Here is a 17,856-nt window from a genome sequence, read left to right on the forward strand (position 1 = left end):
TCAGACTTGGTTAGAATGGTGTCGCCCATCACCGGGATCACGACACATTAGCCGACTGACGCATATGAACAGCGACATCTCTTTTCCATCGCATCGCGGGAACCGATTTTACCAGGGGACGGCCGCGACCTTCGTCGCCAACGCCATCCAGGCGGTCAATTTTCTCGGCGATCGATTCCTGAGGAAGTCGCATCATTCGTCGACGGTCATCGAAGACCTTTACCGGCACTCGATGGACAGCGCCTTTTCGGTGACCGAGGCGTTCCTCGTCACCGGAGCCCCGCACGCTTCCGCCTATTACCCGCGCGACTTCGCCTGGTTCTATCCCGATGTTCTCGATCCTGAAACCATCATGGATGCGCAGGACGCGGTGCGGCGGGTGCGCCTGCTCGAAAAGAGCGTTCGGCTGTTGCTGGAGGCCGTTCGCGCTGGCGTCGTCACGACAACCATTGTCCCGGCAGGGCGCGGTCGATATCTCGGCGTGAACTATTTCTCGCGCCCCTCCGATACGCTGCTCGGCATTCTGGCCGGTCTCCAGCAGATGATCACTGCGGACGAGAGGGCGTCGTCCTATCTGGCGATGTCACAATGCGCGCATGCCGGCCGCCTGCTGCTGGCCGAATACGGCGTCGACCTGAAGCGCGCAATCCTGCAGCTCACAGGCGAGCTGGAGCCTTTCGACGCTGACAGGACCAGGTATTTGCTGTGCGATGTCAACGCGCCTCGCTCCGCCGCGACGGATACCCGCGCCGAACGCAGGCGTTTCGTGACCAATGCCTGCGTCTACACGACCTTCGTGTGGGGCGTGCAGCTCGGGGTCATCGATGAGAATGAGCTGAAGCGGCTAATGGGGCGCGACCTCGCACAGTACAAGAAGGACCTGCTCCGCCTGTTCGGTAAGGACGGTTATATCAGGCATTCGCTCGATGGTCCGGCAGGTTCGCCGGTGTCCTCGGTTGCTCTGGATTTCGTCAGCGTGCACCGCGGATTTTGGGATCTGAACGATGCAAGCGAGCGCGCGCTGTTTGCCGCCACGACGGATCTGATCATTGCGGAGCCGCGGTTTCGCGTACCGAGCACGTTCCACTTCCTGGTGTCCGCGGATAATCCGCGGAACAAGATAATCCACAAGATTGCGGCTCCGGCCTATCAGGGACGTTCCTCCTGGCCGACGTTCAACGTCGAGTTCGCGGATCGCATGCTGGACTTTGATGAATTCTCGGGAAGCGAGACCTACCGGGGCTGCGCCCAGGGAATTCTGAAAGACATTCGCACCGCGACCGAGGTTCACGGCGGATATCAGGAACTGATCTCGGAACAGGGTCTGAAATATCGCACCTGGGCCTACAAGGGCGCCGTGGCTCATTCCTGGTTTCCGCGCTTTCTGTCGGTCTGGAGGAGGGCGTATGGAACGCCGCTCCTCCAGTGGAATGACTGATCCATAGCGTCAGGTGAGTGATCCGTCCGGCCCGTTACGCCACGAGATCCAGTAGCCGGCACGATCCACGTACCAGCACCTTGCGTCCCGTTGGCGTCATCGCAGGCACGCCGTCGTCAATGACAACGAGGCCGAGCTTGACGAGGGTTTCGACGAGATAGGCCTTCGAGAGGCGACCGTTTGGCAACGGGTTGCGAAGCGCCTTCAGCGCTTCCCATTGATCGTGCGAAAGATTGAAGTCGACGTCGTCGTTCATGTTGCCTCAAGCGATAGTACCGTTCGCGCGCCCCTGTTAGCGGCGCTGCATGAAGACCATGCGACGACAATGAGTCAGGAGTTCGGTGATCTGTTTGGAACGTCTCTTCACAAATTGCCGCACTCTGTTGCGCCACAAGAGTTAAGATCGCTCGCGGACGAGTATCGTCCCGGTCTCTGATCACTAATTGATGATTTCCAGTTGATGCTGCACTGCGAACTGCCGCAGTGCACGGGAAGCGCCGTTGTCCCATTCTGCGTCGCGATATGTACAGAAATGATGAGACGAGACGTTCAGGACTCTGTTAGGTTGGCTGGTGGGGAATGACTTCACACGACAGGAGTGTGAGTGCATGAACAGGCTGGTGGAAATTCGCAGTCAGGAATCCCTTTGCCGTGAGCGTGCCGCGCTGGATTCGGAGCGCCGGGCGTTCTGGCTTGCGCAAGCCCAGGAATGGGAACAGCGCGCGCTCGACGAAATCGCGTATCACTTTCGGGAGTGCCATCCCGCGCAGGCGAACTGAGCGCCGCCTGACGCAGCAGCGGGCGTGATCGCTGCTTTACTGGTAAGTCGCTACGATGTCTGACACAGCGCGCTCGAGCTGCTGGGCGGTGGCGCATTGGCGCACGACGCTGCAAAAGGTCGCATAGCGCGGCATCTCGGAATCGCCAAAGCCCCAGGCCAACCGTCCTTCGGGATTGAGCCAGACCAGCCGCTTCGAGCGTTCGGAGACACGTCGCAAGATATCGGCGCGCGGGTCGAGATTATTGCTGCGGGCGTCACCGAGCACGATCACTGTGGTCTGTGGCGTCAGCGTGCTCATCCATTCCTTCTCGAAATCGACCAGCGAAGAGCCGTAGTCGGACGAGCCGAAGCCGACCTTGGACATGATCTCGGCCATCGCTTCTTCCGGCGACTTCTTCTCAAGGATCTCGCTGACCTCGATCAGATGCGAGGAGAAGGCGAAGGAGCGGACGTCGTCGACCACTTCATGCAAGGAGTGGATCAGGAGCAGGAAGAAATCCGAGACTTGTGCGACCGAGCCGGAGACATCGCACAGCGCAACGATCTTCGGCCGGTCGCGATGCTTCCGCTTCCACGCGGTGAGGAAGGGCACCCCGCCCCAGGCGGCGTTACGGCGTAACGTGCGCCGGACGTCGAGATGGCCACGGCGCTGGCGCTTGCGCGGCTTCGAGTAGCGTTCGCGCAGGCGGCGCGCGATCTGGCGGATCAGCGCGCGCATCTCGGCAACCTGGCGCCGCTCGATGCGGGCAAGTGGCGCGTTGCGCAGGATCTCGTTGCGGAGGTTTTCGGCCTCCTCGCGGGCATAGAGCGCAAGCCCCTGCGAGACCGTGTCACGGACCGCTTCGCGCAAGGCGTCGAGCGCGTTGCGCAGGCGCTCGGCAAGTGCGGGGTTGGTCGCGGTCAGGTCGTCGAGATCGTCGCGCAGGCGCTGAAGGCCCATAGCGTCGAGGATGCGGCTGGAGAAGATGCCGCGCTGGGTGGAATAGCGGATGTCAGACAGGGAGGCTGCGCCGGAAGCGTTGGCGATCGCGGCTGCGATCGCATTGCGGTCCTGCGACAGCAGCATTTGTGCGAGCGAGCCCAGTCCTTCGGGCGGCTGGCCTTGGCTCGCCTCGCTCGCCGCGCCGGAGGAAGGCGACTGATCGGCGTCCTGCGAAGCCTCGTCGTTATCGGCCTCGGGCTGATCCTGCCGCGGTTCCGGCTGGCTGAAGAAGAGGTCGAAGCAGTCGCCGAGTGCGAGCTTCTCGTCCTGCGATTTGGCAAGCGTCAGGAGTAGCGCGTCGCGTAGGATGGCCCGGTCGGAAATGCCGACCTGCTTGACCGCGCGCATCGCATCGATGCTTTCGGCAGGCGAAACGTGCACGCCTGCCCCGCGCGCCGCCCGAAAGAAACGATGAAGATTCTCGCGCATCGGCGTCAACCGAAGACGTTGGATCGCGCCGCCTTGGCAATGAAGGTCGTAACTTGCGGCGCTGCTGCCTCTATATCGGCCTCGTATTTCAGGAGCACGTTGAGCGTGTCCTTGACGATCTCGGTATCGAGCTCTCCCGCCTGGAGCAGCACAAGCACGCGTGCCCAGTCGATGGTTTCGCTGACCGAGGGTAGCTTCTTCAGATCGAGCGAACGGATCTCGTGAATGAAGCCGACCATTTGCCGGCGCAGCGCCTGCGAGATGCCGGGGACACGGCTCTCGACGATACGCTCTTCGAGCCGCTGCTCGGGGAAGCCGATATGCAGATGCAGGCAGCGCCGTTTCAGGGCGTCGCCAAGATCACGCTCGCTGTTGGAGGTGAGGATCACGGTCGGCGGCGTGATTGCGGAGACGGTTCCGAGCTCGGGGATCGTGACCTGGAAGTCCGAGAGGATCTCCAGGAGAAGCGATTCGAATTCAGCGTCCGACTTGTCGATCTCGTCGATCAGGAGCACGCAGCCACCCGGCTGCTCCAGCGCCTGAAGCAGCGGCCGCGGCTCGACGAATTCCTTGGAGAAGAACACGTCGCCGAAATCATGGAGCTGGTCGAGCGCGGCATGTAGCGTCTGCGCGCCGCCCAGGACTTCGCCAAGCTTGTCCTTGAGGATCTGGGTGTAGAGAAGCTGCTTGGCGTATTTCCACTCATAGAGCGCCTTGGCCTCGTCGAGGCCCTCGTAGCATTGCAGGCGGATCATCTTCATGCCGCGCCAGGCGGCGATGGCCTTGGCAAGCTCGGTCTTGCCGACGCCAGCGGGACCCTCGACCAGGATCGGCTTCTCGATCTGTTGCGACAAATAGACGGCGGTCGCGATCTGCCGGCTCGCGATGTAGCCTTGCGCGGCGAGGCCGCTCTCCACTGCCTCGATCGACGTCGAGGCCTTCTGTTCTGCCACGAAGGGGCGCTCCCAAAGGTCTTGCTTGAGGCTTGTTCTGCCTGCGTTCCCGGCAAAGAACAAGCCTCGTTTGGGAGGCATCAGACCCGCGTGAACGGCGTTTTTTCCGTTTAACGCAAATACTTGAGCGGTTCGCCGATCGCGCGATCAGTGCCGCAGCAGCTCCGGCTTGCGGATGGTCTGTCTGACCTCGGCGCCGCAATCGGCGCATTCATAGACGAAGTCGATTTCGGCAAGGCTCCAGTGCGGTTCGACCTCGCGCACATACATCGGCAGGAACCCCATGCAGGTAGGGCAAATCACAGGCGCGATCTCGATATCCAGATGATGCTGTACATAAGCTGGCATCTCGGCTCTCCTTCGCAGGCGACCCAGTAAACCCCGCGCAGAAGCTACCGCCGGTCGGCCCAAGGCCGTCATCAACTCTTTCGAACAGAGACGGAACGGCGGGCATTTGTCCTTCGCTGTGACATTCTTGTTACGTCTCTGTACTGTAACGGGCGGACCGAATGCCTATTTCACAGGCCGACCCGCATTCCTCGGACCTTCATTCCAACGATAAGGGAGCACCCCAATGACCCATGCCATTCGTTTTCACAAAACCGGCGGCCCGGAGGTTCTGGTTTGGGAGCAGGTCGAGGTCGGCAAGCCCGGACCGGGCGAGGCGCGTATCCGCCACACCGCAGTCGGTCTTAATTTCGTCGATATCTACAATCGCTCCGGCCTGTATCCTGCGTCATTGCCGAGCGGCCTCGGCAGCGAAGCGGCGGGTGTGATCGAGGAGGTCGGTCCCGGCGTCACCGATCTGAAGCCCGGCGATCGCGTTGCCTATGGCGCTTCGCCGCTCGGCGCCTATTCCGAGGCGCGGCTGATCCCCGCTGATCGGCTGTTGAAGCTGCCCGATGGCGTCGACGACAAGACGGCGGCCGCGATGATGCTCAAGGGGCTCACTACACAGTATCTGATTCGGCAGACCTATCGGGTCAAAGCGGGCGATACGATCCTGCTCCATGCTGCGGCCGGCGGCGTCGGATCGATCCTGAGCCAGTGGGCAAAACATCTCGGCGCAACCGTGATCGGCACGGTCAGCAGCGACGAGAAGGCGAAGCTCGCCAAGGCGCATGGCTGCGACCACGTCATCATCTACACGCGGGAGGATTTCGTGAAGCGCGTCGATGAGATCACCGGCGGCAAGAAGGTGCCGGTGGTTTACGACTCCGTCGGCAAGGACACGTTCCTGAAATCGCTGGATTGCCTCGCGCCGCTCGGCGTCGCTGCGCTGTTCGGCCAATCCTCCGGCGCGGTCGAGCCGCTCAATCTCGGACTGCTCGCGCAGAAGGGGTCGCTCTACGTCACCCGGCCGACGCTGTTCACTTACGCCGCCAAGCGCGAAAATCTGGTTGCGATGGCAGGCGAGCTGTTCGACGTCGTCAAGTCCGGTGCTGTCAAGATCGAGGTAAACCAGACCTATCCGCTGAAGGACGCGGCAAGGGCGCACGCCGATCTCGCCGCGCGCAAGACCACGGGATCGACCGTTCTCACAGTGTGATCTCCGGCCGGCGGTGGCGCAGGCCGCTTGAGCCTGCGTCACGTCCGTTCGTGCTTGCGCAGGTCGCGGGCGTGATCGAAACGAATCGCCTGGAGATCGACATCTTCGGGCGGGATTTGGGGGAGGGCCGCTTCCGCCAGGATGGCGTCGGTCACGTCTTCGACCGAGCTCTCCACGATCTCGTGGATGAACGAGATGTTCCGGTATTCACCCGAAGCTATGCGGGAGACGACCTCGCGCCTTGTGATCTCGGGATCGACGATCGCCTCGCGGCCGCGACGTCCGTAGTCGATCATCACGACGAAATACTGCATGAAACAACTCTGCCGCACCCCTGTGGTCGGAGCGCGGCAGAGTATTTCCGAAAAGCAGAATTTACTTGCTCTTCTTGCGTGGGCGGGCCGACTTGGCGCGCAGCCGCTCGAGCTGGCCCTTGGGCATGGAGAGGCAAATCTCTCCGACCCAGTCGAGCTTGACGCCGACGATCGGCTTGGCGTTGAAGCTGGTGAGATTGACGACGGAGGGGGATTTGCCCCGTTCGATGGTCTTCAGGTAGCGCTCGCCGGTCTTGAGCCGGACCACGGCCTCTTCGCCGTAGAAGCTCGACAGCGGGTGGCGCTGGTCCTTGTAGACCACGATCACGTCGCCGCTCTCGTATTTGGGCAACATCGAATCGCCCACGATCTCGAATGCGACCGTTTCTTCCATGATCGGGAAGGGCAGTGCGATGTCGCCAAGCCCCTCCGGGGGGACCTGCTCGTAATCCGGCTCGATCACCGCGCCAGCACCGACCCGGCCCATGATCGGCGCGAGATTGAGCTCAAGATATTCCATGATCGGCAGAATTTCCGAGGCCTTCACCAGGCGCTCGCCGCCGAGGATCTCCGACACTGCGCCGGGACGCACGCCCATGGCCGCTGCCAGGCCGCCCTTGCTCTTGCCCGTCTTCTCGAGGCCTCGCTCGATCATCGCAACGTCCAACATGGTGATATCCCTCGATTGCCAATCGCTCCGCCTCTTGTAATCCGAAATTCGGAATTGATGCAATTATGAATATCAGAAATGTCGCTTGACTTCGACTTCGGAATACCGGAATGTGTGTTCCGTCTGCCGGTCGTTCGACCGGCAGGGCGCATCACAGGATAGCAGCATGGAACCGGGCCATTGGCCGTCGGAGCACTCCGACGCGCTTCGCGAGTATTTTATCAAGGGAATGTCTTATGCGGAGATCGGACGACAGATTAATGCAAGGTTTGGAGCGGCTTACACGCGCAATGCTGTGGCCGGCCGCGCCAAGCGGCTGGGGCTCCTCGCGTCGGCACCGATGACGAGTCCGTCGATCGTGCCGTCTTTGCCGTCTGGAGCCTGTCTTGTTTCCCCGCATCGCTCCGCGCTACCGAATCTGAACCTGCCGCCGAAATCCGCGCTGAAGCCGGCCGCACCGGTCAAGTTGCGCTGCGTCGGCGTCCAGCCGCGCCTGATCTCACTGGTCGAACTTGCGCCCGGCGACTGCCGTTATCCCTACGGTGGCGACAAGGACGAGGAGGAGATCACCTTCTGCGGCCATCCGCGCCAGCCGGACTCGAGCTATTGCACGCCGCATGCACGCCTGACGCGCCGGTCTGAAGTTGCGTCCACCCGTGTCGCCGGTCCCGTCGTGCTGAGGTTGATCTCCGCTGCCTGACCGAGCGGCGACCCATTTAATCGTCAAACTCTCAAGGAGCCTCCGAATGGCGCGTGCCCGACGCAACAAGTCCTACAAGATGGCGAATATCTACGACCGGCGGTCGCGCGACGTGCCGTTCAATGCCGAGATGGTGGAGGTCGAGGTCGACAATCCCCTGGCCCTCGATCCCGGCGAGAAGATTGTCGCCATCCGCTCGATCCGCAGCGATCCGCTCGGCCGGTTGCACTCGCACCACCAGATTGACGAGGCGCAATATCGCGGCGGGCGAGCCTATCAGAACGATTGGGAGAGGGCGGAACGGGGGCCTCAAGCGATGGATCCGACCCGCGAATATGTCGACGGCGCGCGCACGCGCGAGCCTGTCACCGAGAGCCAGCGCCAGGCAGTGCTGCGGCTGAATCGGGTGGAACGCGAACTCGGCACCGACGGGGCGGCGCTGGTGCACGACGTGCTGGTGCTGGGGCTGACCATGGACCAGATCGGACAGCGCCGCGACGTCCGCACCCAGCGCTGGAACGACTATTTTGCGCGACGTTTTCGTGAATGCCTGGACCGGCTGGCGCTGATCTACGGCTTTGCGACGGAAGCCCGGACACAGCGTGCAGAGCGGCGCAGATGACGACGGCACGCCGGCGGCTTCGGCCGCCGGCGGACCAGTCTGCTGCTTACGGATGCGGTGCGATCTGGTAAGGCGTCGTATAGGGCTCGACACGAAGCGAAGCGTTGGCCAGAAGCCCGATCCTGGCAGTCGGCGCCTGCTGCAATTCACCGTTCGGGCCGCGGTGCATGTTATACTGCCAGACCGTGAGATCGCCCTTCTGTGCCAGCGCATGCGCAACCGCGCTCGCATCATTGCCGCCAAGCGCCTGAAGCTCCTCCGTCGACAAGCCGACGACGATTTCGTCCTTGATAGTGACGATCTTGAACAGGTTCATCTTGGTCTCCTGCGCCCATGCGCCTTGTATCGAGAGGGTGAGAAGCGCGAGCGCGGCGCCCTTGATGAGATCGCAGCGAGAAAGCATGCTGTCGTCCTTTGGTGCTGACGCGCGCCCGAATCGGTGAGTGTCCATCAGCCATGGCGCCCGTGATCTGCGTGGCCGTTTCGCGACCACTTGGTCGTTCGCTCCCCAACAACGGTTCACGGGCGTAAATATAACCGGGGCCGATGAACCTTGATGCGAAGACGTGCGTCCAAATCGGGAAGCTCGAGGGGATTCGTCAGATGAAATTCACCGGCATCGCTGGCCTTTTGGTGTCGCTGGGTATCGCAGGCACTGCCCTGGCTGCCGATCCGTTCTACGTCGGAAGCTGGACATTCACGACCGCTGTGGTCGCGCCATGGGCCGATCCGCAACGCAAGCCTGACGATACCGAGCGGGCGCGGCTGATGGGACGGGCGGTCGTCTTCAAGGCGAGAGCGATCTTAGGGCCTCGTCCCTTTGCCTGCGCCAAGCCGCAGTACAAGGTGACGGATTATGGTCCCGACATGATCTTTCAGGGCGCATTCGACGTGATGCAACGTGCCGACAAGAAGGCCGATCCGAAGGCGATTGCCGCCTCCCTCGGCTTCACCGGTGCCGTGATCAAGACGCTGGAGACCGGCTGCGAGATCGACGTTCATTTCGTCGACGAGACAACCGCCGAGGTCGGACTCAACAATTACGTGTATACGCTGAAGAAGCGCTAATTTGCGTCAGCCGCTGTCCGTTCACATCAGAAACATGGTGAAACGCCGCGCCGGTTGACTGCGATCAAGGCTGTGGCGTGTGGATGCAGCTTCTTGACGCAGGTGGGTGACGGCGGTCCATATTCCTGTTACCGGGAATTGCCGTGGCGCGATGCATGCGAAGCGTCACTACACCACTGGTTGGGCTTGCCGGAGGGGTTGTTCTTTGGCATAAGTGCAACTTGTTGGGTTGAGCCTGTCCGTTCGGACGTATCGTTCGGCCCGCTAACCCTCCGGGGCCGCCGGCCGAGGGTTTGTGGTCAAGCATGGCGTCCGGCTATGGCGTTCGGGTCTTGAGCCGGACCTCGACGACAGATCACCTCGACGACAGACCACAAAGGCCGATACTTGTCATGGGTGCGAGATTCATAGGTGCGAGATGAAGAACCTCAATTTCGCGGCCGAACTGCACCTCAAGCTCGGTGCGCCTGCGAGCGGTACCGTGGAAAGCCTGCGCCTGCTTCGCGCGTTTCTCAAGCTTGAGCCGCGACAGCGTTTCGAGGTGATCAGGCTCGTCGAAGACCTCGCCACCGAAGAAGCACTTCCCGAGCGCCCCCTGTCCTGAGCCAGGCCGCGCGCCGGCGCTAGGCCTTCTCCCTCGCTTTCCCGCCGGATCCCGGAACGCCGGGTGACGTCTGCCCCAAGGCAGACCGCTGGAACGCGATCCGGCAAGTGTGGTATTTAGTTAGGAAAAAGGGAGGAGTGCGACCATGATCGAACCGAAGCTCGAAGTTCCGGCCGAACTGCGCGACCTGGCCGAGAAGACGATCGACCAGGCGGAAAAGGCATTCGGCATGTTTTTCGAGGCCGCCACCAAATCGATGTCGTCCGTTCCGGGCTCCAGCACAGAGGTGTCGAAGCAGGCGCTTGCTTTCACCGAGCAGAACATGAAGTCGGCGTTCGAGCATGCACGCAAGCTTGTTCATGCCACCGACCTTCAGGAAGCGATGCGAATCCAGTCCGATTTCCTGCGCAGTCAGTTCACCAGTGCCGGGGACCACATGCGCCAGATGACCGGCAATTTCATGCAACCGGGCAAGGGCAAATCCTGATTCATGGCGTGCGCGCCGCGTGCCTGCAAATTGATCTTGTGTGGGGTGGCGATCCGCACTTCGGTGCTGGCGCGCATCCATGATGGAAGGCTGCGCGCCGCACCGAATGGTTTCCATTCGCCGTCCATCATCCATTCTACTGATCCCTGCCGGTCCTCCGGCAGGGATTTGCACTTTGTGGCGGGTATCGCGATGGGCCGGTGGCCCTACGGACGCAGCGATCCGATATAGGCCGCGATATCGGCGGCTTCGATCCGGCTCAGGGGAAAGTTCGGCATCTTCGGATGCGGGTCGAGCAGGAAGAAAGCGAGCCTCTCCGGACTGAAGTCCAGCGTGCCCGCAACCGAAGCAAAGGAGGGGACGTCGGCGCTCGCCGCGGTCTGGCCACTGGCCACGACATGGCAGCTCGCACACCAGCGCTTGGCGAGGTCGGCTCCGTGATTGGCATCGGCGGCGAGAGCGCACGACGTGCCGAAGCTCGAGACTACGGCAAGCGGAAGGCAAATTCGTTTCAAATGCCGGTGCATCAGGCATCCTTCCTGCGCTCGCTTGCGGCTCATCCGCAGCACGATCCTGGAAATTGGGAGAGATCGATGCGGGCGATGACCGACCGCAGCAGCCTTCGGGTCGAACGATAGAGATGCCGCACGAATCCCGGCGTCCTCGCGGCGGGCAGGCCAAGGCTCCTCGTATCAAGGCTTGCCGTATCAAGGTTTTTCGTATCAAGGCTTTCGATATAGTGCGACACGTGCCTCTCCGAGCTTGTAAGGCCGTTGCTATCATGGCTGGCCAGGAGCTGCCTTGATCTGCCGCAAAGGGTTCCCGGCTAATAGTCTCCGGGATTCGTGATCATCGGGCTTTTCGTATCGGCCGGCGCGAGCGCGCTGCTGGCACTGTCACGCAGGAAGCGGTCAAGCGTCGCCTGGATCTTCTGCTTGACCGCGTCGGGACCGCGGTCGCTCATATCGGTGTGCTGCGCGCCAGTGTGGACGATGTCGATGCCGAGAGCCTTGGCCTCTTCCGGCGTCGGCAGTACGCCGGGGTCAGTCTGGAAGTGCGGATCCTTGGAGCGGAACGACAGGATCTTCAAGTTGTCGCTGAGCACGAAGGGCACACGGAGATTGTCGAGTGTGATTACCTTCGACACCATCTCCGGATGCTGATGGGCGACATACATCGACACGTCGCCGCCGTTCGAATGGCCGACGAGGGTGATGTGGTCGTAGTCGGCGTTCTCTTGCCGGCTCTTCAGTATGCCCAGCACGTAAAGAATGTTGGCCTCGCAGCGCATATAGACCTCGCGCCGTCCGACATATTGTTGGCCGACATGGGTCATCAGCGGTGGATCGCTGGGCAGGTCCTGCTGGATGCTGGCAACGAGATAGCCGCGCGCGGCGAGCACGTTGGCGAGGAAGGAGTACTCGGTGGCCTTGACGGTGTTGCCGTTGCTGATGATGGCAAGGGGAAGCTTCCAAAGGCCGAGATTGGCTTTGGTCTCGTAATCGCGCCGCACGGAGATCTCGACCGAGATCGGCCGCTGACGCGAGGCGTCAAACAGGGTCAAAGTCTCATGGCGGATCGCGAACCGGCTGACGACGAAATATTCGCCAACGCCGAGGACGCAGAGAAACGCCAGGATTGCAAACACCCTCTTCATGGTTCCGTCCCAGATCACTTTTGACTGAACATGGTCATTTGGACTCGCGGATCGAGCGATCGTGAGCAGGTTGCGGGATTAAATTTAGGCAAGTCTGTGAGCAAGGTCCCAAATGGGCCGCATGCCGGGCGATCGCGCGAAGGACAAGGGTTAGAGGCAGCCGGACCTGCCGCGATCGGGGCAGAGTCGGAAGGCGCTCGACAGTGTGAACAGGAAGCGCGGGCTGCGGCGCTCATGTCTGGCGCCTGGAAGCTCAGGGGGATGGCCACGCCGAGATCAACCTGGAGATCGTCCCACAGGAAGAACCGCGAGCCGGCTCCGGCCGATGTTAGCGACGGTAGTTACTGGCGGCCGAGCGCGCCCGCGTCGACGCCGCCCAGACCGCCGCGTATCCAGTCAGGAGCGCCGGCGCGCCACCGCGACGCCGAATAGGAAGGCCACGAAGAGACTGGCCAAGGGGGCCTCGCGCGTGATCGCCGCGACTGTCGAGAGTGGCCGGCCGGGCTTTCGCGCTTCCTCGATCGCGACTGTGAGACGGCCGACGGCTGCATGCAAACCGCCGGCGACTTCGCCGATCGTGCGGGATACATCCGTCGCTGCATCGATGGCGCGCTCGGCCATACCGGGTTGGGGAATGGGCTGCGGTATTTCCGTGCTCAAGCGCGCGATCTCCACGTCCAGACCACAGGTCAGACGACGTGATGGAGGCCGACACCTTTGGCTATCCGCGCGAGCGCTCGTTCTGAACAGCGGGTCTGACGACCTTTGGCTATCCGCGACAGGCGCCGTGTTCTTACGGCGGGTGCCGGCCTTGGATGTGCAATTCGGCGCGCGGGATTTTGTTCCGGCTGGGGGCGGAGCGATCCCCGTGCAACGACGGATGCGAATCTCTGCTAGGTTGGCTGAACCTTGCTGAACTCGGGAGGCAGCCGTGACCGATCGAACCATGGCGGATCGAGCCCGGCGCATCGCCTTACTGGGCGCGCCCATCGATATGGGAGCTTCGCAGCGCGGCACCCTGATGGGCCCTGCGGCGCTGCGCACCGCCGGCCTCACGGCAGTGCTCGAAAGCCTGGATTTCGAAGTCGTCGACTATGGCGATCTCTCCGTGGCCGAGGTCACAGACCTTGCTGACCGGCCGCCCGAAAAAGCCAATCACTACCGCGAAATCCAGCGCTGGACGCGCGTGCTCAGCCGCAGAGGCTATGAGATCGCGAAAACCGGCGCGCTCCCGATCTTTCTCGGCGGCGACCACACGCTGTCCATGGGCTCGGCCAATGCGATGGCGCGTCATTGGCAGGAACGCGGGCGCGAGCTGTTTGTGCTCTGGCTCGATGCGCATGCCGATTACAATACGCCGGAGACGACGATCACCGCGAACATGCACGGTATGTCGGCGGCGTTCCTGTGCGGCGAGCCGGGCCTTGACGGCCTGCTCGGCGACGATCCGCGCGCCTCGATCGACCCTGACAGGCTCGATCTGTTCGGCGCGCGTTCGATCGATAAGCTCGAGAAGGAGTTGATGCGCACGCGCCGGATCAGGGTTGTCGACATGCGCCAGATCGACGAGTTCGGCGTTGCCGTTTTGATCCGGCGCGTCATCGAGCGGGTCAAGGCGAGCAACGGCGTGCTGCATGTCAGCTTCGACGTCGATTTCCTCGATCCATGTGTGGCGCCGGGTGTCGGCACCACGGTGCCGGGCGGGGCGACCTATCGCGAGGCGCATTTGATCATGGAGCTGTTGCACGATTCCGGCGTGGTCGGATCGGTCGACATCGTCGAGCTCAATCCGTTTCTCGACGAGCGCGGCCGTACCGCGCGCACCGCGGTCGAGCTGATCGGCAGCCTGTTCGGTCAGCAGATCACCGACCGGCCCACGCCAAGCAATGCCATCGCGCCGGGCGAGTGAAGCGCGAGCCGCTTGTGCATCGCAAAGAACGGAACTGCTGTCGGGCTGCCGGATTTAGATCAGTCCTGATCGAAATCGCCTGCTTTTGAAATAGCTGCGAATTGCAAATCCGCTTCGCGGAAGGTTTCATGCGGGTTGAGCTTCAGCCGAGGGCCCGCAATGAGCAGCACGATCGACGCCGACGATGAATCCGCGCGAACAACCCGCCGTCGTTTCCTGCAGGGCGGCACCGCGATGGCGGGTGGTGCAGTGCTGGGCGCAAACGCCGCGGTCGCAGCGGAGACGGATAATCTTCCGCCTGCCGTCCCTGAATGGATGAAAAGGCCGGGCGAGCCGATGGGAAGCCAGCCCTACGGCGCGCCGTCGCCATTCGAGAAGGGCGTCGTCAAGAACATCTCGAAGAATCTCAAGCAATACATTTCCGCATCCGGTCGGACGCCATTGCAGGAGCTCGACGGCATCATCACGCCGAACGGCCTGTTCTACGAGCGGCATCATGGCGGCGTCCCGACCATCGATCCGGCGCAGCACCGGCTGATGCTTCACGGCCTTGTCGAGCGTCCCCTGATCTTCAGCATGGACGATCTGCGCCGCTTCCCGTCGGAGTCGCGCATCCACTTCCTCGAATGTTCCGGCAATCCGGGTTACACCAAGCCCTATGGCAAGACCGCATCAGACCTCGTCGGTCTCCTGAGCTGCGCGGAATGGACAGGCGTGAGCCTGAAGCTTGTGCTTCAGGAGGCCGGGCTGAAGCCGGAGGCCAGATGGGTCATTGCTGAAGGCGCCGACGCGGCAGCTCTGACCCGAAGCATCCCAATCGAGAAGTGTCTCGAGGACGCCATGCTGGTCTACAGCCAGAACGGCGAGCGGCTCCGCCCGCAGCAGGGCTATCCGCTAAGGCTGTTGCTGCCGGGCTTTGAAGGCAATATGAGCGTGAAATGGCTGCGCCGCCTGCACGTGACTGCGGAGCCGGCTTATTCGCGCGAGGAGACCTCGAAATACACCGACCTCTTGCCGGATGGCACGGCGCGGGAGTTTTCCTTCTACATGGAAGCGAAGTCGATCATCACGCATCCTTCGGGCGGTCAGCGCCTGAGCGGATACGGCTTCCACGAGATCACCGGCATCGCCTGGAGTGGCCATGGCAAGATCAAGCGTGTCGAAGTATCGGTCGATGACGGCAAGAGCTGGCAGGAGGCGCGATTGCAGGAGCCGGTGCTGACGCGCGCCTTGACGCGTTTCCGACTGCCCTGGCGATGGGACGGCAAGCCCGCCGTGATTCAGAGCCGCGCCATCGACGAGACCGGCTATGTGCAGCCGACGTTGGCCGAGCTGCTTGCAGTACGTGGCGAGAATTATTTCTACCACAACAACGCGATCTGGCCCTGGCGCATCGCAGCCGATGGCGAGGTGACAAATGCGCTGGCGTGAGACTTGCTGCGTTGCCTTTACGATCCTGCTCGGTGCTTGGGCGAGCGGAGCGCAGGCGCAGAGTCCCTACGGCATCGGGCGGCCGGCGACGGCCGCCGAGATCGCGGGCTGGAATATCGATATCGGACGCTACGGCAGCAATCTCCCGACAGGAAGTGGTTCAGTCAGCCATGGACGCGAGGTGTTTGCCCAGCAATGTGCCTCATGCCATGGCGACAAAGGCGAGGGCGGATTGGGTGACCGGCTCGTCGGTGGTCAAGGCACGATCGGAACGACCAGACCTATCCGCACCGTTGGCAGCTATTGGCCCTATGCGCCGACATTGTTCGACTACATTCGCCGCGCCATGCCGCAGAACGCGCCGCAGTCGCTGAGCGATGACGACGTCTATGCAGTGTCCGCCTATGTCCTGAACCTCAACGGGCTGGTGGAAGCGGATGCGACGCTCGATGCCAAATCGCTTGCGGGGGTCAGAATGCCGAACCGGGACGGGTTCGTCGGCGATGCACGACCTGATGTGAAGTGAATGCGCAGACGAGCGAGTTCCGCACGGTGGCTCGGAACCTGCTTGAACAAAAAGCGGAACTCGCGGGACGCATTTGAATTAACCCGCGAGAGGAAAAAGTGTGGGTTCTTCGATGGCAACTGATAGCTTCGCAAACTCCCTGTCCTCAGCGCTTCGCCATCCCGGCGTGATCGCGTTGATTGTGGCGGGCCTGACGATTGCTGCGATGTTGATCGTCGATCACGGGCCGTGGAGCCGCGCCAAGACACAGCCGGCTCATGTCGCGATGTATGCGACGACGGGTGAGGCTGCGCACGCGGTCGGCGCCAAGGTGCTTCCGACCGAGCCCAAATCGTCGATCGAGCCGGAGCGGCCGGGGCCAGAGACGTCCTCGACAGTCAATCCCGTGACGCCGTAGCAGGCCTCAGCTCTTGGGTCTCAGCTCTTGCGCCCGTAGCTCAGAAGCCCGCCGCTCGTCTTCGGCGGATGCGCACGCAAGGCCTCCTCGTTCGGTTCGGTGCCCCAGCCAGGCCGGTCCGGAATGACCAAGTGGCCGTTCTGAATCTCAGGCTCGTGCGTGAAGAGCTCGCGGTCCCAGGCGAGACGATCGATATCGATCTCCATGATGCGCAGGTTCGGCACCGCGGCGCAGAAATGCGCGTTCATCATCGAGCAGAGATGACCGTAAAAATTGTGCGGAGCGACGTTGACCTCAAACGCTTCCGCGGCGGCGGCGATCTTCATCGATTGCCAAACCCCGTTCCAGGGCGTGTCGATGATCGCGACGTCCATCGCCTGCTCATGGAAATAGGGTAGAAATTCCCGCAGGCCCAATAGCGTCTCGCAGGACGATATGGGATGCGGGCTCTGCCTGCGGATATAGCCGAGTGCTTCCGGATTGAAACTGTCGATCTCGATCCAGAACATGTCGAGATCCGCGATGGTGCGCAGGATCTTCAGATAGCCTTCGGTCTTGGCGTTGAAGTTGCAGTCGAGCAGGATATCGACGTCGGGCCCCGCGCCGTCGCGGATTGCTTCGAGATGCATGCGCAGGTCGCGCAGGATCTTGCGATCGATGTTGATTTCGGGCGCGAAAGGTGAACCGAAGCCGGGGCGCCAGCCGGTCAGCCTGCCGTCGTCATAGGAGAAGATGTTGGTCTTGAGCGCGGTGAACTTCTTCTCGCGCACCTCGCGTCCGATCGCCTTGACGCCGTCAAGGTTTTCGATCGGTGGCTTGTACCAGGACGGGTGATTGATCCGCCACGTCGCGCAATGCGACCAGTAGACGCGGACGCGGTCGCGGATCTTGCCGCCGAGGAGTTCGTAGCAAGGCACGCCAAGGCACTTCGCCTTGGCATCGAGCAGCGCATTCTCGATCGCGCCGAGCGCCTGCGCCACCACGCCGCCGGCGGCGGGACGCGTAGCCGCGAACAGTTCGGCATAGATGCGCTCATGCTGGAAGACGTTCTGCCCGATGATCCGGGCTGACAGGCGCTGGATCGCAGCGCCAACGCCGGGCGAGCCGAAGCCCTCGTCGAACTCGCTCCAGCCGACGACGCCGTCTTCCGTCGTCAGCTTGACGAAGTGGTAGTTTCTCCAGCCGGCATCGCAGGCGAGGATTTCGAGGCTTGTTGCTTTTGACGATTTGGTCATATCGCTCCCTGTCGTCCGGCTGTGCCTGTTTTTCTTATGGTCCGGTAGCAAGCCCGGCCCCGGCCGCAATTGTTAAGCTAACGGCACTGCGTCGTGAAGCCCGC

The 17,856-nt window shown here is 62.2% G+C and carries 24 protein-coding genes and 1 pseudogene; 12 read left to right on the top strand and 13 right to left on the bottom strand.

All coding sequences use genetic code 11. From position 1 onward, the window contains the following. Positions 1–64: 64 nt before the first annotated feature. Positions 65–1,438 carry a hypothetical protein gene (locus AC629_RS16590; protein ID WP_084805964.1) on the top strand — a complete coding sequence of 458 codons (1,374 nt, stop codon included), beginning with the start codon at positions 65–67 and terminating at the stop codon, positions 1,436–1,438. A 34-nt stretch (positions 1,439–1,472) separates the two neighbouring features. Here AC629_RS16590 and AC629_RS16595 read toward each other — a convergent pair whose 3' ends face one another. After that, on the bottom strand, positions 1,473–1,694 hold the full coding sequence (locus AC629_RS16595) for a hypothetical protein (protein ID WP_084805965.1): 222 nt from the start codon (positions 1,692–1,694) through the stop codon (positions 1,473–1,475). 352 nt (positions 1,695–2,046) lie between these two features. Between AC629_RS16595 and AC629_RS46865 the strand changes: the two genes are divergently transcribed. Continuing rightward, a complete protein-coding gene (locus tag AC629_RS46865) occupies positions 2,047–2,217 on the top strand; it encodes a hypothetical protein (protein ID WP_168195507.1) in 171 nt (56 codons plus the stop codon). A gap of 36 nt (positions 2,218–2,253) precedes the next feature. Here AC629_RS46865 and AC629_RS16600 read toward each other — a convergent pair whose 3' ends face one another. The 3 genes from AC629_RS16600 to AC629_RS16610 all read right to left on the bottom strand — a co-directional run bounded on the left by AC629_RS16600 (position 2,254) and on the right by AC629_RS16610 (position 4,931). Continuing rightward, entirely contained in the window at positions 2,254–3,630 is a 1,377-nt protein-coding gene (locus AC629_RS16600; protein WP_084805967.1) for a vWA domain-containing protein, read from the bottom strand. A 5-nt stretch (positions 3,631–3,635) separates the two neighbouring features. Continuing rightward, entirely contained in the window at positions 3,636–4,583 is a 948-nt protein-coding gene (locus tag AC629_RS16605) for an AAA family ATPase (RefSeq protein ID WP_084805969.1), read from the bottom strand. Between the two features lie 147 nt (positions 4,584–4,730). Further along, on the bottom strand, positions 4,731–4,931 hold the full coding sequence (locus tag AC629_RS16610) for a hypothetical protein (protein WP_084805971.1): 201 nt from the start codon (positions 4,929–4,931) through the stop codon (positions 4,731–4,733). Between the two features lie 226 nt (positions 4,932–5,157). On the opposite strand from AC629_RS16610, the gene AC629_RS16615 reads away from it, so the two are divergent. Beyond that, positions 5,158–6,132, top strand: coding sequence for a quinone oxidoreductase family protein (locus AC629_RS16615; protein WP_084805972.1), 975 nt, complete (start codon positions 5,158–5,160; stop codon positions 6,130–6,132). Between the two features lie 38 nt (positions 6,133–6,170). Here the strand turns inward: AC629_RS16615 and AC629_RS16620 are convergent, their stop codons facing one another. Together AC629_RS16620 and AC629_RS16625 are read right to left on the bottom strand one after the other, a co-directional pair. After that, a complete protein-coding gene (locus AC629_RS16620; protein ID WP_084805974.1) occupies positions 6,171–6,446 on the bottom strand; it encodes a hypothetical protein in 276 nt (91 codons plus the stop codon). Between the two features lie 61 nt (positions 6,447–6,507). Continuing rightward, entirely contained in the window at positions 6,508–7,116 is a 609-nt protein-coding gene (locus AC629_RS16625; protein WP_074117260.1) for a S24 family peptidase, read from the bottom strand. Positions 7,117–7,282: 166 nt separating this feature from the next. Here AC629_RS16625 and AC629_RS16630 point away from each other — a divergent pair, with 166 nt between their 5' ends. Both AC629_RS16630 and AC629_RS16635 read left to right on the top strand, forming a co-directional pair. Next, positions 7,283–7,816 carry a GcrA family cell cycle regulator gene (locus tag AC629_RS16630; protein WP_084805976.1) on the top strand — a complete coding sequence of 178 codons (534 nt, stop codon included), beginning with the start codon at positions 7,283–7,285 and terminating at the stop codon, positions 7,814–7,816. Between the two features lie 46 nt (positions 7,817–7,862). Next, the gene (locus AC629_RS16635; protein WP_084805979.1) at positions 7,863–8,438 is read left to right on the top strand and encodes a hypothetical protein; all 576 of its coding nucleotides are present in this window, start codon (positions 7,863–7,865) and stop codon (positions 8,436–8,438) included. Between the two features lie 46 nt (positions 8,439–8,484). Here the strand turns inward: AC629_RS16635 and AC629_RS16640 are convergent, their stop codons facing one another. Beyond that, complete coding sequence (locus AC629_RS16640) at positions 8,485–8,841, bottom strand: hypothetical protein (protein ID WP_084805981.1); 357 nt, start codon at positions 8,839–8,841, stop codon at positions 8,485–8,487. A 200-nt stretch (positions 8,842–9,041) separates the two neighbouring features. Between AC629_RS16640 and AC629_RS16645 the strand changes: the two genes are divergently transcribed. From AC629_RS16645 to AC629_RS16655, 3 genes are all read left to right on the top strand, one after another. Next, positions 9,042–9,506: a hypothetical protein gene (locus tag AC629_RS16645; RefSeq protein ID WP_084806064.1), complete on the top strand. Its 465-nt coding sequence runs from the start codon at positions 9,042–9,044 to the stop codon at positions 9,504–9,506. Between the two features lie 418 nt (positions 9,507–9,924). Next, positions 9,925–10,110 (top strand): hypothetical protein, encoded by a 186-nt coding sequence (locus AC629_RS16650; RefSeq protein ID WP_084805983.1) that lies wholly within the window; start codon positions 9,925–9,927, stop codon positions 10,108–10,110. 145 nt (positions 10,111–10,255) lie between these two features. Further along, on the top strand, positions 10,256–10,597 hold the full coding sequence (locus AC629_RS16655; protein ID WP_084805985.1) for a phasin: 342 nt from the start codon (positions 10,256–10,258) through the stop codon (positions 10,595–10,597). Between the two features lie 206 nt (positions 10,598–10,803). Here AC629_RS16655 and AC629_RS16660 read toward each other — a convergent pair whose 3' ends face one another. The 5 genes and pseudogenes from AC629_RS16660 to AC629_RS16675 form a co-directional block, all read right to left on the bottom strand. Continuing rightward, a complete protein-coding gene (locus AC629_RS16660) occupies positions 10,804–11,124 on the bottom strand; it encodes a c-type cytochrome (RefSeq protein WP_084806066.1) in 321 nt (106 codons plus the stop codon). A 29-nt stretch (positions 11,125–11,153) separates the two neighbouring features. Then, the gene (locus AC629_RS45330) at positions 11,154–11,345 is read right to left on the bottom strand and encodes a hypothetical protein (RefSeq protein ID WP_143199179.1); all 192 of its coding nucleotides are present in this window, start codon (positions 11,343–11,345) and stop codon (positions 11,154–11,156) included. A 78-nt stretch (positions 11,346–11,423) separates the two neighbouring features. Next, on the bottom strand, positions 11,424–12,254 hold the full coding sequence (locus AC629_RS16665; RefSeq protein WP_084806068.1) for an alpha/beta fold hydrolase: 831 nt from the start codon (positions 12,252–12,254) through the stop codon (positions 11,424–11,426). A 150-nt stretch (positions 12,255–12,404) separates the two neighbouring features. Next, positions 12,405–12,589 (bottom strand): annotated as a pseudogene (locus AC629_RS50175) (ShlB/FhaC/HecB family hemolysin secretion/activation protein); the annotation flags it as partial. 61 nt (positions 12,590–12,650) lie between these two features. After that, entirely contained in the window at positions 12,651–12,914 is a 264-nt protein-coding gene (locus tag AC629_RS16675; RefSeq protein WP_084806070.1) for a hypothetical protein, read from the bottom strand. A gap of 271 nt (positions 12,915–13,185) precedes the next feature. Here AC629_RS16675 and rocF point away from each other — a divergent pair, with 271 nt between their 5' ends. The 4 genes from rocF to AC629_RS16695 all read left to right on the top strand — a co-directional run bounded on the left by rocF (position 13,186) and on the right by AC629_RS16695 (position 16,517). Further along, positions 13,186–14,163 carry an arginase gene (rocF, locus tag AC629_RS16680; protein WP_084805987.1) on the top strand — a complete coding sequence of 326 codons (978 nt, stop codon included), beginning with the start codon at positions 13,186–13,188 and terminating at the stop codon, positions 14,161–14,163. Positions 14,164–14,322: 159 nt separating this feature from the next. Further along, complete coding sequence (gene soxC, locus AC629_RS16685; protein WP_084805989.1) at positions 14,323–15,594, top strand: sulfite dehydrogenase; 1,272 nt, start codon at positions 14,323–14,325, stop codon at positions 15,592–15,594. After that, the gene (locus AC629_RS16690) at positions 15,581–16,120 is read left to right on the top strand and encodes a c-type cytochrome (protein ID WP_084805990.1); all 540 of its coding nucleotides are present in this window, start codon (positions 15,581–15,583) and stop codon (positions 16,118–16,120) included. The genes soxC and AC629_RS16690 overlap by 14 nt, the downstream gene beginning before the upstream one ends. Positions 16,121–16,232: 112 nt before the next feature. Beyond that, positions 16,233–16,517, top strand: coding sequence for a hypothetical protein (locus tag AC629_RS16695; RefSeq protein WP_143199180.1), 285 nt, complete (start codon positions 16,233–16,235; stop codon positions 16,515–16,517). Between the two features lie 20 nt (positions 16,518–16,537). Here the strand turns inward: AC629_RS16695 and AC629_RS16700 are convergent, their stop codons facing one another. Continuing rightward, complete coding sequence (locus AC629_RS16700) at positions 16,538–17,752, bottom strand: mandelate racemase/muconate lactonizing enzyme family protein (protein ID WP_084805994.1); 1,215 nt, start codon at positions 17,750–17,752, stop codon at positions 16,538–16,540. Positions 17,753–17,856 lie beyond the last annotated feature (104 nt).

Origin of the sequence: Bradyrhizobium sp. NAS80.1 (assembly GCF_001908205.1) — a bacterium.
GTDB lineage: Bacteria > Pseudomonadota > Alphaproteobacteria > Rhizobiales > Xanthobacteraceae > Bradyrhizobium.